Source organism: Massilia timonae CCUG 45783 (assembly GCF_000315425.1).
Taxonomy (GTDB): Bacteria; Pseudomonadota; Gammaproteobacteria; order Burkholderiales; family Burkholderiaceae_D; genus Telluria; species Telluria timonae.
The window spans coordinates 989,217-1,004,595 of record NZ_JH992922.1 but is presented as its reverse complement, the minus strand read 5'-3'; the positions used below and the strand labels follow the sequence as shown (position 1 = coordinate 1,004,595).

The window sequence follows — 15,379 nt, the reverse complement described above, 5'->3', positions numbered from 1 at the left end:
GGCCGCCTCTTTGTGAAAAAGCGCCACTATCCCAGCCCGGCTGGTCTACTTCAATTATATTCATGAATATTCAGGTTACTTAAGAAAATCTAATTCATGACGATCGATCCCCGCCGCAGCGCCGCCTTCGTGGCCGCCGTGGATTGCGGCAGCCTGGAGGGCGCCGCCGCCCAGCTCAAAGTCACGCCGTCGGCCATCTCGCAGCGCATCGCGGCGCTCGAGCAAGAGCTGGGCACGCCGCTGCTGGTGCGCAGCCGTCCCTGTCGCCCGACCGCGCCCGGCACGCGGCTGCTGCAATACCTGCGCCGCTCGACCCTGCTCGAGTCGGAATTCCTGGCCGGGATGAAGGACGACCCTGGCCCGGCGCGGGTCACGCTGGCGGTCAACAACGACACCCTCGCCACCTGGCTGCTGCCGGTGCTGGCGCCGATCCTCGATGCCGAAGGCCTGCTGGTCGAATTCGTCCTCGACAACCAGGGCCATACCTTCGCGCTGCTGGAGGGCGGCCATGCGGTGGCCTGCATCTCGGGAGAGACCGAGCCGATGCGCGGCTGCAGCGCCAGAGCGCTCGGCATGATGCGCTACCGGATGGTGGCCTCGCCCGACTTTGCGCGGCGCTGGTTCCCGGACGGGATGACGCGCGCCACGGCCCAGCGCGCGCCGCTGGTGGTGTTCGACCGCAAGGATGCGATGCAGTCTTCTTTTCTGCTCACCCACTTCGGCCTGCCGGACGGCGCCTATCCGTTTCACTACGTGCCGGCCAGCGATCCCTTCGTGCACGCGGTACGCCACGGCATGGGCTACGGCATGCTGCCGCTGGAGCAGTGCGGCGCCCTGCTGGATACGGGAGAACTGGTCGACCTGGCGCCGGCCTTGCACCACGACGTGCCGCTGTACTGGCACGCCTGGCGCATTCAGCCGCCGCGGCTGGAGCGCATGGGCACGGCGCTGGTGAAGGCCGCGCGCGGCGTGCTGCTGCCGCTCGCCTGAGCGACCGGCCACCACTGCGCCACGCCCCACAGCAGTTCGGGGACCAGGAACAGCCACAGCACCGGCAGATCCGCCTTCAGCATCGCCCAGCCGATCCAGAATGCGAACAGCAGGCGTCCGACGCCGTCGAAGCGACCCAGGCGCAGGCTGGGCTCCTTCAGGCGCACGGCGCACCACAGCAGCACCAGCGTGCCAAGGAGAGACGACAACAACAGGTGCAGCGGCGCGAACGGCGGCAGCGGCGCGCCGCCCAGCCACACGTTCATGCCGGATAGCCAGTCGAGCAGCAGGGCGAAGGTCCACGGCGTGGCGAAGGGCAGGATCTGCACGACGTCGTAGGCGGCGCTGGCGCGCGCGAGGCGCAGGTAGGTCGATAGCGGCAGGGCAGGCATGGCGGACTCCCGGTTGAACGATCCGCTTGATGCTGACACGGGCCGGACTGGCCCATCTTGCGCACAATAAAGAAAGGGCCGGCTGCGTATGCAACCGGCCCTTTCACGCCTTACAGCGTCACATCACGAACCGATGCGGCCGCCGTCGTTCTTGGTGATGACCAGGGTCGCCGAGCGTGGGCGGCGGCCGGCGCCGTAGCCCGCGTTCGCCGGCCACTGGCTGGTGTACTTGCTGGCGTCGCCGACATTGGCCGCGGCGGTGGTTTCGCCCGGGTGCTGGATGTTGACGAACAGCGCCTTGCCGTCCGGGGTCTCGGTGATGCCGGTCAGTTCGCAGCCGACCGGGCCGACCAGGAAGCGCTTGAGCGTGTCGGCGCTGGCGGCCTTGCCCACGAAGGTGTCGACGCTCAGGGTCGAGCCGTCGGTCTTCGGATAGCTCAGGGTGACCTTCTTGCCGTCGCCGACCTTGCCCGGCAGGCCGGCCACCATCATGCAGTTGGTGACGTCGGTGTAGGCGCCATCGTCGGTCTGGAACCAGCAGATGCCGGTCGAGTTGCTGAAGGCCAGGCCGTCCGGGCTCGAGAAGTCCTGGTCGGCGGTCAGGCCCGACAGGTTGATGCGGGCGGCATCGGCGGCGGCTTCGGCGCCGAACAGGTAGACGTCCCAGGCGAAGCTGGTGGCGGTCGAGCCGGCGGCGTCTTCACGCACGCGGATGATGTGGCCGTTCGAGTTGCCCAGCTGGGCGGTGGAGCCCTTCATGTCGGTGTACGACCGCGGGTTGGCGGCGTCTGGCGCGACCTGGCTCGAGCTGCCCGGCTCGACGCGGCGGTTGCTGTTGTTGGTCAGCGTGTAGTAGATCTCGCCGTTGGCAGGGTTCACCGCGCACCATTCCGGACGGTCCATCCTGGTCGCGCCGACGGCGTCGGCGGCCAGGCGGGCGTTGACCAGCACGTCGGCCTGGTCGGCGAACTTGTAGTTCGCGTAGTTGGCGATGACGCTGTTGGCGATGGTCAGCTCGATCCACTGGCCCTTGCCGTCGGCATTGAATTTGGCGACGTACAGCTTGCCGCTGTCGAGGTATTTGTCGCCGGTGGCGATACGATCGAGCGCGACGGCGTCGGCCGGGTTCCACGGTGCGGTCGACACGAACTTGTAGATGTATTCGCCGCGCGAATCGTCGCCCATGTAGACGGCCAGCGGCTGGCCGGCGGTCAGGCGGCCGAACGAGGCGCTTTCGTGGGCGAAGCGGCCCAGCGCGGTGCGCTTCTTGAGCGGGCGGGTCTTGTCGTAGGCGTCCATCTCGACGATGTAGCCTTCGCCGTTCAGTTCATTGCGGTAATCGTCGGTGCCGTCCGTCGACGTGCCCTTCTTGCTGATGTCCCAGCGCTGGTACTTGTCGTCCACGCCGCCGGTTTCCCAGCCGTGGCGCGAGGACGCGCCCTGCGACATGCCGTAGCGGTTGAGCGAAGCGACGCTCTTGTCGCCGCGCGCGGCGTTGTCGGTGCTCGAACGGGTGAAGTAGCCGGCCCAGTTCTCCTCGCCCGACAGATAGGTGTTCCACGGGGTGCGGCCGGTGCCGCAGTTATTGATGGTGCCGCGGAATTTGGTGCCGTCCGGCGAGTACTTGGTCTTGACCAGGGCATTGCCGCGCACCGGGCCCGAGATCTGGACTTCGGTCTGCTGGTGCACGCGGCGGTTGAAGTTCGAACCCTTCAGGTATTCCCACTTGCCGTTGTTGCTGCGCACTTCGAGGACCGACAGGCCGTGCAGGGCCATTTCCTTGTCCACCTCGAGGGCAGGGCGCGGCAGCGCATTGGTGCCGCCGTTGGCGTGCACGAAGAACGACGGCAGGCCTTCGTTGGTGGTGGCCTCATGGTTCATCGCCAGCAGGCCGCGGGTGGCGCCGGTGGTCGAGACGCCGCCGCTGTCGGACAGCGAGAAGAATTCCATGCCGTCGTGGTGGTCGCCAGCGCGGTTTTCGAAATCGGTATCGGTGCCGTCGTTCTTGTAGGCCGGGGTACTGCTGGTGAGCGGATCGCCCAGCGCGTACAGGACGGTAGCGGTATAGCCGGCCGGGACCACGACGGTGTCGGCCAGGCTCTTGCCCACGGCGGTGAAGCCGAGCAGCTTCTCGACCGGCGCCGGCGGCGGGGTGGTGCCGGTCGGCGGGTTGGTCGGCGGGGTGACAGGATCGTCGTCCGAACCGCCGCAGGCGGTCAGGCCGAAGCTGCCGAGCAGGGCGGTCGCGGCCGTCGCAGCGCTGCCGCGCAGCATGTTGCGGCGGCTCAGGCGGGTCTGGAGGACGGTGCTGAAGTGTTCGTTCGACGAGTTGTTCGAATCGATGTCGTCGTGGTCGACAGGCATGCGGGCGAAATCGGTCGGCTTGTTCACGGAAGTGGATCCTGTTTTCTAGTGTGGGAAAGGAAAGCCACTAAATGGTAGTAAGGCAACATGACGACTCCGTGACAGTTTGGTCACAGTTTGATGACACTGGTGCGGCACGCTTGTGCTTTTCTTAGCGGCATTTTTAATATTTATGTGTCATTCACCGGACGCGGACGCTCCCGGCCGGGCCGTTGTGGTATAGATGACGTTTTACCGGAAACAGACAGATGCAGGAAAACCGCGCCCCCACGCCGCAGCAGGACACGATCACCTTGGGATGGGCCCTGTTCGAAGCCATACCCGACTGCGTGAAACTGCTCGACATGGACGGCATGGTGTTGGCGATCAACCGCAACGGCCTGCTCTCGATGGAGATCGACGACGCCGGGACGGTGGGCGGCAAGCCGTGGAAGGCATATTGGCCGCAGCCGTCGCACGCAGCCATCGAGGCGGCCCTGGGCGCGGCGCGCGCCGGCGGCACCGGGCACTTCAGCGCCGCCTGTCCGACGGTCAAGGGCAAGCCCAAATGGTGGGACGTGATGGTCACCCGCACCGCCGCGACCGGCGACCAGGAAACACGCCTGCTGGCGATCTCGCGCGACATCACCGAACAGGTGCGCGCCGAGGCCCTGCGCAAGGAGACCGAGCGCGCGCTGCACGCCAGCCGCGAGCGCTTCGAGAAAATCGTCAGCCAGGCCTCCACCGGGGTGGTGCAGATCGACACCGCGGGCCGCATCGTGCTGGCCAACCAGAAGTATTGCGAGATGGTGGGCCGCAGCGAGGCCGAGCTGCTCGGCATGAGCGTGGCCGAGGTCACCGCGCCGCAGTCGCGCGCCCAGACCCACGATGCGCTCGAGCGCCTGAAGGCCGGCGCCGCCGGCGTGGCGCTCGACAAGTATTACCTGCACAAGGACGGCTCGCTGGTCTCGGCCACCAGCAGCGTCAATGCGCTGCGCGGCCCCGACGGCGAGTTCCAGGGCCTGGTCGCGATCGTCCTCGACACCACCGGGAACAAGCAGGTTCAGGAGCAGCTGCGCGCCAGCGAAGAACGCTACCGCACCCTGTTCGAGTCGGTCGACCAGGGCTTCTGCATCTTCGAGATGATCTTCGACGCGGCCGGCAAGGCGGTCGACTACCGCTTCCTGGAGATGAACCCGATGTTCGAGCGCCACACCGGCCTGGTGGATGCGGCCGGCCGCACCGCGCGCGAGCTGCTGCCCGGCCTGGACGACTTCTGGTTCGAGACCTATGGCAGGGTGGCGCTGACCGGCATCCCCGCGCGCTTCGAGAACGAGGCCCCGGCCATGGGCCGCTGGTTCGACGTCTACGCCAACCGCATCGGCGGCCCGGACAGCCGCAAGGTGGCGCTGCTGTTTTCCGACGTCTCGGCGCGCAAGCGCTCCGAGGAAGAGCTGCGCCGGCTGGCCGACGACCTGGCCGAGGCCGACCGCCGCAAGACCGAGTTCCTGGCCACGCTGGCGCACGAGCTGCGCAATCCCCTGGCGCCGATCCGCAACGGCCTGTCGGTGATGCGCCTGGGCGGCGACAATCCGGCGGCGGTCGGCAAGGTCAGGGAGATGATGGAACGCCAGGTCGGCCACATGGTGCACCTGATCGACGACCTGCTCGACGTGGCCCGCATCAGCGGCGGCAAGCTCGAACTCAAACGCCAGCGCGCCGACCTGCGCGCGATCCTGGCCAGCGCGGTCGAGACCAGCCTGCCGCTGATCGAGGCGGGCCAGCACGCGCTCGAGGTGGACGTGCCCGACCTGCCGCTGTTGATGGACGCCGACGCCACCCGCATCGCCCAGGTGGTGGCCAACCTGCTCAACAACGCCGCCAAGTACACGCCGGCGCGCGGGCATATCCGGCTGTCGGTGCGGCGCGAGGGGCTTGAAGCGGTGATCGCCGTCAGCGACACCGGCGTCGGGATCGCCGGCGACGCGCTGGCCGGCGTGTTCCAGATGTTCAACCAGATCGGCCGCACCGTCGACCGCTCGCAGGGCGGGCTCGGCATCGGCCTGTCGCTGGTGCGGCGCCTGGTCGAGATGCATGGCGGCAGCGTGGTCGCCGAGAGCGGCGGCCCGAACGCCGGCAGCGTGTTCACGGTGCGCCTGCCGCTGGCTGAGGTGTCCGACGATCAGGCCGCCCGCCCGCTGGGTTGGGACGCGCCGGCCGGCGACGGTGGCCCGGCCGGCGGCGGCGAGGCCGGTCTCAAAGTGCTGGTGGTGGACGACAACGTCGATGCCGCGCTGACGCTGTCGATGATCCTGGAAGCGTCGGGCCACGTCACCCGGGTGGCGCACGACGGCTACGGGGCGCTGGAGGCGGCGCGCGAGTTTCGTCCGCGCGTCGCCTTCCTCGACATCGGCATGCCGGGCATGAGCGGCTACGACACGGCGCGCGCGATCCGCGCCATGGAGGAACTGGATGGGGTCGTGCTGGTGGCCCTGACCGGCTGGGGCGCCGAAAGCGACCGCCAGCGCTCGAGCGAGGCCGGCTTCGACCACCATCTCACCAAGCCGGTGCAGCTGGCGGTGGTGGAGGAATTGCTGGCGCGGTTGTAAAACACGGAATCAGGTCCTGCGCAGCTCGTCCTCCAGGTCGCCGATCAGCTGGACCACGCTCGGCGTGATGCCCTTGTCGCCCGGGGTATAGAACACGCCCGGCAACACCCGGTCTTCTTCCAGCTGCGGCAGCAATTCGTCGATCAGCTCCTCGAGCGAGAACGCCTGGGCGTCATAGCCGTCCCATTCGTATTCGGCGCACAGGCTGGCGTAGTCGCTCGCCGGCCACATCGGAAACACCAGGGTGCCGTCGTCGGTCTTGGCCAGGGCCCAGCCGTCCTGGTACAGCCCCCACACCTCGCGCGCGTCGGCGACGCGCTTGATGAAGTACTCGTAGCGCTCCGGCCCCGGCAGCGTGACCACGGCGGCCAGCTGCTGGCCGCCCAGCTTGATCGCCGAGATGATACGTTCGCTCATCACCATTCCCGTTCATTGAGGCGCGAAGCCTGACATCGTCAGGATACGCCATCGGCGCCGGCAGGTGCGTTCAGCAGGCGTGCGGCGGCCGTCCGGCCGCGTTCAGGTCATAGCGCACGTCGTGGCGGTCGCCCGGCGGGGCGTCCAGCACCAGGAAGGCGTCCCAGCCGAGGCGGCCGGGATGCAGGTCGTCCAGCGTGGTGTTGTGGACGTCGGCGGCGCGCAGGACCACCTCGACTTCGTATTCGAGCGCGACGCCGGTGAACAGCGCCAGCACGCTCCCCAAGGCCCGCGCCGCCAGGCCGCCCGGCAAGAAGGCCTGGAAGCCGGCATGCGCCAGCGGCCCCACGACCAGGCGCAGGCGCAGGCTGCGCTGCCAGACGCGCGCGCCGGCGATCGCGCGCCCGCCGAGGACGGCGCTGTCCTGGCCCAGCGTGGTCTGCTGCGCCGGCGGCACGTCGTACCAGGAACCGACGAACTGCTCGGCCTCGACCTGTTCGCCGAAGTATTCCGACAGCACCCGCGCCAGCTGCACGGCGGACACCGGCCGGTGCCGGATCGCCGCCGCGAAATACCCGATCGATTCGTCCAGCACGGCGCCGTCGGCCGCGCCGGCCAGGCGCCGGCGCAGCGCGGCGTCGCCCAGGCCGGCCAGGGACAGCAGCAGGGGCAGGAAGGCATCCTGGCCGTCCAGCTGGTACTTGAACGGCAAGCGGTACTTGCGCCAGGCTTCGTAGAACAGCGCCAGCGAGCGGTTCGAGAACGCGTCCAGGAAGGCGCGCGGGCCCTGGTCCTCGTCTTCGTTCTTGTGGCGCGCCGCGTGCTCGGCGATGCGCTCGGTGTAGTGGGCCGGCAGCACGCCGTGCCCGCCCAGCAGGCCCATGAAGGCGGGGGTCAGGTGCACCCGGCGCAAGGTCCCTTCGCGCACCGCCTCGCCCAGCGCGGCGGCGTCGATCGGCAGGTCGAAGGGCATGCCGACCTCGAGGTCGCGCAGCTCGGGCTCGATGGCTTCCAGCTGGCTGGCCGGGAAGCCGAGGGAGAGGGTGTTCCGGAACCGCAGCATGTCGGGCACCAGGCCGTGCGGCCGGCGGCCGCGGCGCTTGAGCCATAGCTCGAGCACGCGCACCGCCTGGAAGAACTCGAAGCGCCACGGCTCGCGCAGCAGGCGCTCGATCACAGGAGGCTCAGTTCTCCGCTTCTCGGCCCGCATCGCAGCAGCTCCTCTCCGGATTGGTGGGACACGATCACCAGCTGGGTGAAGCTGTTGGCGTGCACGTACAGCGCCAGGAAGCGCTCGACGATGTGGGCGAAGGCATGGATGCCGCTGCCCACGAACGCTTCCTCGTCGATCGCGATCCTGACCTCGACCCCGCGCACCAGGCAGTTGAAGGGGTTCCCGGACAGCCAGGCGCTGGTGGGCGTATAGGCGATCGCATTGATGCCGCCGACCTGGCGCGTCGACGCCGCCGAGCGCGGCAGGTCGTGCAGGGCCAGCATCTCGCGGAAGGCGTCGACGCCGCCGTCAGCCAGCGACAGGTGGTTGAGCGAGAGCAGCGAGATCAGGCGCCAGTGCGCGCTGCGTCCGCGCGAGAAGCGCCAGGTGGGGCTGGGTTTGCGCAGGAAGGAAATCTCGCGCACGCCAGATCCGCCTTCGAGGAACAGGTCGCCGCCCGGCTGGCCGTAGCTGAGCAGCAGCGGCAGATCGCGGTTGGTGCAGGTCAGCTCCAGGTTCAGGGTCGTGGTCTCGACGTCGGCCGGGTCGAAGTCGATGTCGACGATCGAGATCTGGGTTTCGAAGCCCGGGCTGCGCTCGGCCATCGTGTCGTCGCGGCGCATGGCCCAGTAATGCCCGTTCTGCTCGGGCGTCTGCGCATGCTTGAGCGAATAGAAGGGCTGGAACCGCACCACCGTCTCGCCCTGCGGCGTCTGGCGCACCAGGTTGACCTCGTCGATCGCGTTGACCTCGTAGGCATAGGCGCGGCGCGCATCGGCCAGCACCGGATAGCTGGCCGTGGCATGGGTCAGGCGGATCGGTTCGCCGCGCTGGGCGAACAGGTTGATCACCGGCGTGCAGCCCGCCACCAGGTTGTTGGTCGACAGGGTGGACAGCATGCGCGCCAGGTTCGAGTCGCTGCGGATCCCGTTCAGGGCCAGGTGCACGGTGAGGCGGCGCGTGCCCGCGGGCAGGCTGCGCGCCAGCAGCGCCAGGTCGAGATCGACGAAATTGAACTTCTCGGGAAAGCAGAAGTATTCGGTCAGCAGGCGGTAGGCGGTGTGGGAACGGGCCGGGAAGTCGATCAGCGCGTCGTCCTCGATGAAGCCGGCGGCGCGCACCGGCAGCGCCGGCAGGGCGATCCAGTGGCCGCCCTCGGGCTGCGCATAGGCCGCGACCGTGCGCGCCAGCAGCGCGTCGCGCAGGGCCGCGCAGAACGACGGTTCGCCATCGAGGAACAGGCGCAGCGCCGGCAGGTCGATCGCCTCCAGGCCGCCGCCTTCGCAGCCAACGTTCAGGGACAGGCTGATGCTCGCGCTGGCGCCGGGCGGCAGGCGCACCGCATCCGGCGCGTGGATGATCGGCGAGAACACCGCCCGGCTCAGGACCAGCGGCGCCATCGCGACCGGGTACACGGTGCGGAAGATGCAGGTCACGCCGCGCACCGGGCGCGTGGTCAGCTTGGTGCCGCGCGGGATGGTGCTCACCGTGGTCTGCTGCTTGGCCGCGGCGGCGACGTCCAGGCGCGCGATCGAGCACGATGGAAAAGGCCGCAGGTAATGTGGATACAGCACATCGAACAGCGCCTCGGTGAACTCGGGATAGTCGTCGTCCAGGCGCTTGGCGATGCGCGCGTTCAGGAAGGCGAACGACTCGATCATGCGTTCGGTATGCGGGTCTTCGCATACTTCGCCGCTGATCGCCAGGCGCCCGGCGATGCGCGGATAGCGCTCGGCGAATTCGCGCAGGTTGCGCCGCAGGTAGGCCAGTTCGCTTTCGTAATAGGGTAGCAGGCGGTCCAACTCAGGCTCCCGCCATCGCCGATGCCGCCGCCGCCGCGCCCGCGCGGCCGGCCTTGCGGATGCTGTACTGGAGCGTGGACGGCTGCAGCACGGCGTCGAAGTTGACCGGCTCCTCCGACATGCTTCCCACCAGCACCGCCGTGATCGAAAAACCGAGGCGGTTGACCGAGGGCGCGCCGGCATCGCCCTGCATCTCGAGCAGCGCCTTCACGTTCTGCAGCCGCGGCTCGTGGCGCGCGATGGTGTTTTCGATGCAGGCGCAAATGTGGGCGCGGTCGGTGGGACTGGACAGCGAGCGGTCGGCGAAGTCGCACAGCCCATAGCCGACCATCGACTTGCCGCATTCGGGAAAGACGGCCAGCGCGCCGTCCTGGATGGTCGAGCGCGTGTTGAGCAGCGCTTCGAGGTCGCGCGCGACCGCATCCTTCAGTTCCTCGACGTTCAGGCGCGCCACTACCACGCCATTGCGCAGCGGCTGGCCGAGCAGGCGGTCGAACAGGTCCGGCGTGAATCCTTTCATCGATCCCCCTCGTTGGCACAAGCTGGTGTTGCGCACCGAAGCATGTTGCCACGGCGTTTAGCGCCAACCTTTGATCAAGTTCACATGCGCAACAGCATCTCGTCGTTATCGTTTCCTTTCGCAAAGAACAAGGTGAAGGAACAACAGCCATGACCAGCAAAGTCCTCTGGGGCGAAGGCCTGCTGCTGCGCCCGCAGCATTTCCAGCGCCAGGACGCCTATCACGAGCATTGCCTGTACAAGGGCGTCAAGGCGGCGCACCCGTATGCATGGGGGGTCGAGGGATTCGACATCGACCGCGAGGCGCTGGCGAGCGGCATGCTGCGCGTGCTAAACCTGTCGCTGCGCTTCCAGGACGGCGAGCTGTACGAGGCGCCCGGCCTCGACGAGCTGCCCGGCACCGTCGACCTGAGCGGCCTGCAGCAGTCGGTGCAGGCCGTGACGTATTACGCGGCGCTGCCGGGACTCAAGCCCTTCAACGCCAACTTCGTCCAGCCGGGGCAGGCGGCCACGCAGTCCGCCAGCACTACCCGCTTCATCCAGGCCAACGAAGAGACGCCCGACCTCTACACCCAGGCGGCGCCGGTGCAGCTGGCCTACCTGAAGCGCGCGCTGCGCCTGGTGTCCGAATTCGAGCCGCGCGACGCCTACATCCACTTTCCCTTGCTGCGCGTGCGCAGATGCGCCACCGGCGGCTTCGAGCTCGATCCGGCGCTGGTGCCGCCGTCGATGTCGCTGGGCGCCGCCCCGGCCCTGTTCCAGCAGTTGCGCCGCCTGCTCGACGCGCTGCAGGCCAAGGTCGGCGCGCTGTACGGCCACCACCGCGAGCCGACTCGCAACGTCATCGAATTCCGCTCGGGCGACATGTCCTCGTTCTGGCTGCTGCACACGGCCAGTTCGGCCTATGCGACGCTGTCGCATCATTTCAACCAGCCGGCGCTGCACCCCGAGCGCGTGTTCGAGGCGCTGCTGGACGTGGCCGGCGGCCTGATGACCTTTTCCAAGAGCTGGACCCTGTCCGATCTGCCGTCCTACCAGCACCACGATCCCGGCCCCGCCTTCGCCAGGCTGCACCAGATCATCCGCGAACTGCTCGACACCGTCATCTCGGCCAAGTACTTCGGCATCGCCCTGAACGAGGTGCGGCCCTGCTACCACATCGGCATGCTCGACTCGGGCAAGATCGACGACGACACCACCTTCTACATCGCCGTCTCGGCCGACATCCCGGCGGTGGAACTGGTCGACGTGGCGCCGCTGCGCTTCAAGGTCGGCGCCCCGGACGACGTCGAGAAATTCGTGCTCTCGGCCCTGCCCGGCGTGCGCCTGCAGTACACGCCACAGCCGCCGGCGGCGATCCCCGTGCGGCCCGACACCTGCTACTTCATCCTCGAGGCGAAAGGGGCGATGTACGAGCGCATGCTCAAGGCGCAGTCGATCTCGATCTACGTCCCGGCCGGCATGAAGGAGCTCAAGCTCGAGCTGCTGGCGGTGATGTCCTGAACGCGGAATAGCGCGCCGATGAGAGCCTTTCCCGCCCCCGCTTCGCTCGGCCTGTACGGCACGGGCCTGAGCCAGCACGCGCGGCTCCTCACCCTGGCCAGCAGCCAGCAAAGCGGTTTGCCGCAATCGCTGGTGGCGGAGCGCTTCGCGGGACGCGAGGCCGTCAACGAGCTGTTCCGCTTCGAGGTCGATGCGCTCAGCACCTCGACCGACCTCGACCTGTCTTCCTTCATCGGCGAAGAATTGACTGTCGGGCTGCTGCAGCCGGACGGCGGCCGGCGCGCCTGGCATGGCCTGTGTACGCAAGCGTCCTGGCTGGGCGCCGATGGCGGCGTCGCCCGCTACCGCCTGGTGCTCGAACCGGCGCTGGCGCTGTTGACGCTGCGGCGCGATTGCTACCTGTTCCAGAACAAGACGGTGCGCGACATCGTCTGTGAATTACTGGCCGATTATCCACAGGTGAACGTCGCGTTCGACGTGACGCAGGAACTGACGCCACGGCCCGTCTGCACCCAGTACCGCGAAAGCGATTACGCATTCTTCGCGCGGCTGCTGGCGTCCGAGGGCCTGAGCTGGCGCTTCGATCATTCTCCGTTCGAGACAGTGGCGGGCGCCGACCACGGCCAGGCGCGGCACCGGCTGGTGATCTTCGACCGGCGGGCGCGGATTCCCCCAATGCCCGGCGGCGCGACGTTGCGCTTTCATGGCGTGCGTGCGACCGAGCGCGACGATGCGATCGACGCCTTCCACGCAAGGCGCCGGGTAGCAGCCAACGGCGTCAGCATCAGCAGCTGGAACCCGGCCGTCTTGCTGGCGCCGGCAGCCGAACTGGGTTCGCACCTCGATGCCGGCGCCCTGCCCGCGCTCTCCATCCACGACGGCAGCGGCGAACGCATCGGCGGCGACACCGGCGCCGCGATGCGTGGTCACAGCGAGTTGATGCTGCTGGCGCTCGAGTTGGACAACAAGGTCTTCGAAGGCGCGGGCGCCGTGCGCCGGCTGGCGGCGGGACACGGCTTTAGCTTGACGCAGCACGACCGCTATCCGGCCGGCGCCAACGCCTTCACCGTGCTGTGGGTGCAACACGAGGCGCGCAACAACTTCGACACCGGCATCGCTGGCGCGTCGAAACAGGTCGAGAACGGCACCTATTGCAATACCTTCGCCTGCGTGCGCGACGTGGTGGCGCTGGTGCCGGTCGCGACCGCCGCGCCGCATCCCTGCACGAGCCTGGGGCCGCAGACCGCGCTGGTGGTCGGCTTGCCGAATGCGGTCGCCACCAGCACGCGCGATCATCAAGTAAAAGTCCAGTTCGCTTGGCAGCGTGGCGTCAATCCGAATCCCGGAGGCGTGGCGCACAACCTGGATGAACGGGGCAGCGCGCCGGGCAACGATGCTTCCGGCAGCTGGATACGGGTGGCCGAGGCGCTGGCCGGGCCGAACTGGGGCACTGTGTTCACGCCGCGCATCGGCACCGAAGTGCTGGTGGATTTTATTGAAGGCGATATCGACCGGCCAGTCATCGTGGCGCAGTTGCATAACGGCCTCGATCTACCGCCCTTCCCGGCTGGCGTGGATTCGGGGGCGGATCACGCCGGCGTGCTGTCCGGTATCCATAGCCGGAACTTCGATGGCGGGGGCTTCAATCAGTGGCAGGTGGACGATACGCCCGGACAGCTGCGCACGCGGCTGGCAAGCAGCAGCGCCGGCAGCGAACTCAATCTTGGTTATCTGATCGAGCAGCCGCCCGGCACGTCACAACGTGTCCGTTATCGCGGCAGCGGCTTCGAGCTGCGCACCGATGCCTGGGCGGTCGTGCGCGGCGGTGAAGGCGTCCTGCTGTCGACCAGTGCGCGGCCGCAGCTCGGCAGCGGGATCACGTCGACGCAGATGGATGTGGCGGAGGCTGTGGCGCAGTTCAAGGCGGCGCAATCGCTGGGCGACGCGCTGCGCGATGCGGCGGGCCAGTCGCAGGCGCTGTTCAGTCTTGACGCGGCCAAGGCGCAGGAGGAATTCATCGCGCTGATCGATCCTCAGGCCAGGGGCAAGTACGACGGCGCGGTAGGTGGTCAGACGACGCTCAAGGCCAAGGTGGGGTCGCGCGAGCTCGATGGCGGGCAGCCCGTTGAAAAATTCGGGGCGGCGGTCGTGCTGATGGACTCGGCGGCCAGCATCAATTGGGCGACGCCGGCATCGACCGTGATCTATGCCGGCGGGCAGATGCAGTGGACGACGCAGTCGGATGTCCATATCGCCGCGGCGCATACGGTGTCGACTGTTGCAGGTGGCGCTGCCAGCCTGTTTTCGCATGCGGGCGGGATTCAAGCGATTGCGGCGAATGGACCGGTGTCGTTGCAGGCGCATACGGATCAGCTGGAGATTTTGGCGGACAAGGAAGTCACCGTGATGTCGGTGAATGACCGGATCGAGATCAAGGCGAAGGAAAAGATTGTGCTGCAGGCGGGCGAGTCGGCGATCACGCTGGAAGGTGGGGACATTACGTTCGCCTGTCCGGGGAAGTTTTCCGTCAAGGGCGGCAAACACCAATTTGATAAGGGCGAAGGCAGTCCATCCAGGTTAGGCAGCTTGCCCGATTCTAATGCAAACCTCTTTGATGAAGCTTTTACCGTGCGTGATAAAGCCACCGGCGCACCACTTGCTCATGTCGATTACAGAATCAAGCGCGAAGACGGAACGTTTGAGTATGGAAAAACGGATGAGAACGGCCTGACTCATATTGTCAGATCCGATAAGGAAGAAACCGTGACTATCGAGGTTAAAGAATGACAAGGATGCCGTCTCGGACAATGAAGTGGGCGAATATTGGAGCATCACGTACTTCGCCTGTTGACCATACAGCCAGAAAAAGCGTAGAGCTGGACGTCTTCTATCTTGTTATAGGCTTTGAAGTCAATAGTGTCGATGCATTTAAACATAATACTCATGACATCGCAATTGATTATGGACACATGTTTTATTACCTAGTACAAAATACTAAAGTAATTCAATCCTTCAGCTTCGGTCCTGATGGGGCCGGGAAAGTAGGCTGGCTCAATAAAGGATTTAGCAAGGGAAAACAGATATATACAGTTGGCGCCATAAAAAAAGATGGGCAGAAAAATTCACGGCCCGGCACTGCTGATTACATGATTACGGAAAAAGTAAAATCCTTCAAAATTCCGATAAGTAGAAAACAAGCAGGGGCAGTAAATGAAAACATTACAAAAGCGCGAGTTGAAATATATAAAGGACAGTTGACTTATTCGGCAATTGTCAACGACACCTGTGCCGAAACTGCCAAGGAGATTCTTGATGATTCTGACATCGAGACACCCAACGGCTTCAGTTGGATCAAACATAGCAACATAGCTGACATTCCAATTGCCTACGCTGTCAATCCATACAAGTGGCATAAAGAATTTAAAGCCAAATATCAAGAAATTGTCTTTCATTCGGATCGCCACTGGATTCCTCTGATTGGCAATATTGATCCTATCTATGAAAATCCATCATTGGCAAAATCCGAACAAACTACTTGATGTGCTTATGATCTTAATGAGATATCTATTTCTACTAGCAGCCATTCCCATC

The 15,379-nt window shown here is 66.1% G+C and carries 11 protein-coding genes; 5 read left to right on the top strand and 6 right to left on the bottom strand.

Annotation, left to right across the window (positions count from 1 at the left end):
- The first annotated feature begins 96 nt into the window (after nt 1-96).
- Nucleotides 97-990, top strand: coding sequence for a LysR family transcriptional regulator ArgP (locus tag HMPREF9710_RS04240; protein WP_005664218.1), 894 nt, complete (start codon nt 97-99; stop codon nt 988-990).
- Here HMPREF9710_RS04240 and HMPREF9710_RS04235 read toward each other — a convergent pair.
- Together HMPREF9710_RS04235 and HMPREF9710_RS04230 are read right to left on the bottom strand one after the other, a co-directional pair.
- Nucleotides 915-1,382: a hypothetical protein gene (locus HMPREF9710_RS04235; RefSeq protein WP_005664217.1), complete on the bottom strand. Its 468-nt coding sequence runs from the start codon at nt 1,380-1,382 to the stop codon at nt 915-917. The two genes, HMPREF9710_RS04240 and HMPREF9710_RS04235, sit on opposite strands and share 76 nt — an antisense overlap.
- Nucleotides 1,383-1,505: 123 nt before the next feature.
- Nucleotides 1,506-3,773: a PhoX family protein gene (locus HMPREF9710_RS04230; protein WP_005664215.1), complete on the bottom strand. Its 2,268-nt coding sequence runs from the start codon at nt 3,771-3,773 to the stop codon at nt 1,506-1,508.
- Between the two features lie 221 nt (nt 3,774-3,994).
- Here HMPREF9710_RS04230 and HMPREF9710_RS04225 point away from each other — a divergent pair, with 221 nt between their 5' ends.
- Nucleotides 3,995-6,334 carry a hybrid sensor histidine kinase/response regulator gene (locus HMPREF9710_RS04225; protein WP_005664213.1) on the top strand — a complete coding sequence of 780 codons (2,340 nt, stop codon included), beginning with the start codon at nt 3,995-3,997 and terminating at the stop codon, nt 6,332-6,334.
- A gap of 9 nt (nt 6,335-6,343) precedes the next feature.
- Here the strand turns inward: HMPREF9710_RS04225 and HMPREF9710_RS04220 are convergent, their stop codons facing one another.
- From HMPREF9710_RS04220 to tssE, 4 genes are all read right to left on the bottom strand, one after another.
- Entirely contained in the window at nt 6,344-6,751 is a 408-nt protein-coding gene (locus HMPREF9710_RS04220) for a DUF2750 domain-containing protein (protein ID WP_005664212.1), read from the bottom strand.
- Between the two features lie 70 nt (nt 6,752-6,821).
- A complete protein-coding gene (gene tssG, locus HMPREF9710_RS04215; protein ID WP_005664210.1) occupies nt 6,822-7,961 on the bottom strand; it encodes a type VI secretion system baseplate subunit TssG in 1,140 nt (379 codons plus the stop codon).
- On the bottom strand, nt 7,925-9,766 hold the full coding sequence (gene tssF / locus HMPREF9710_RS04210) for a type VI secretion system baseplate subunit TssF (protein ID WP_005664208.1): 1,842 nt from the start codon (nt 9,764-9,766) through the stop codon (nt 7,925-7,927). The genes tssG and tssF overlap by 37 nt, the downstream gene beginning before the upstream one ends.
- A 1-nt stretch (nt 9,767) precedes the next feature.
- Entirely contained in the window at nt 9,768-10,286 is a 519-nt protein-coding gene (gene tssE, locus HMPREF9710_RS04205) for a type VI secretion system baseplate subunit TssE (RefSeq protein WP_005664207.1), read from the bottom strand.
- 149 nt (nt 10,287-10,435) lie between these two features.
- Between tssE and tssK the strand changes: the two genes are divergently transcribed.
- The 3 genes from tssK to HMPREF9710_RS27700 are packed head-to-tail and all read left to right on the top strand — an operon-like array spanning nt 10,436 to nt 15,327.
- Entirely contained in the window at nt 10,436-11,788 is a 1,353-nt protein-coding gene (gene tssK / locus HMPREF9710_RS04200) for a type VI secretion system baseplate subunit TssK (protein WP_005664205.1), read from the top strand.
- 18 nt (nt 11,789-11,806) lie between these two features.
- Nucleotides 11,807-14,575, top strand: a complete 2,769-nt coding sequence (locus HMPREF9710_RS04195; RefSeq protein WP_005664203.1) for a type VI secretion system Vgr family protein — start codon at nt 11,807-11,809, stop codon at nt 14,573-14,575.
- A 20-nt stretch (nt 14,576-14,595) separates the two neighbouring features.
- Entirely contained in the window at nt 14,596-15,327 is a 732-nt protein-coding gene (locus tag HMPREF9710_RS27700; RefSeq protein ID WP_157225431.1) for a hypothetical protein, read from the top strand.
- The last annotated feature ends 52 nt before the right edge of the window (nt 15,328-15,379 follow it).

Coding starts and splice junctions, on each gene's coding strand:
- HMPREF9710_RS04220 (WP_005664212.1), bottom strand. CDS start 6,751: ATGAGCGAACGTATCATCTCGGCGATCAAGCTGGGCGGCCAGCAGCTG.
- HMPREF9710_RS04195 (WP_005664203.1), top strand. CDS start 11,807: ATGAGAGCCTTTCCCGCCCCCGCTTCGCTCGGCCTGTACGGCACGGGC.
- tssK (WP_005664205.1), top strand. CDS start 10,436: ATGACCAGCAAAGTCCTCTGGGGCGAAGGCCTGCTGCTGCGCCCGCAG.
- tssG (WP_005664210.1), bottom strand. CDS start 7,961: ATGCGGGCCGAGAAGCGGAGAACTGAGCCTCCTGTGATCGAGCGCCTG.
- HMPREF9710_RS04235 (WP_005664217.1), bottom strand. CDS start 1,382: ATGCCTGCCCTGCCGCTATCGACCTACCTGCGCCTCGCGCGCGCCAGC.
- tssE (WP_005664207.1), bottom strand. CDS start 10,286: ATGAAAGGATTCACGCCGGACCTGTTCGACCGCCTGCTCGGCCAGCCG.
- HMPREF9710_RS04225 (WP_005664213.1), top strand. CDS start 3,995: ATGCAGGAAAACCGCGCCCCCACGCCGCAGCAGGACACGATCACCTTG.
- HMPREF9710_RS04240 (WP_005664218.1), top strand. CDS start 97: ATGACGATCGATCCCCGCCGCAGCGCCGCCTTCGTGGCCGCCGTGGAT.
- HMPREF9710_RS27700 (WP_157225431.1), top strand. CDS start 14,596: ATGAAGTGGGCGAATATTGGAGCATCACGTACTTCGCCTGTTGACCAT.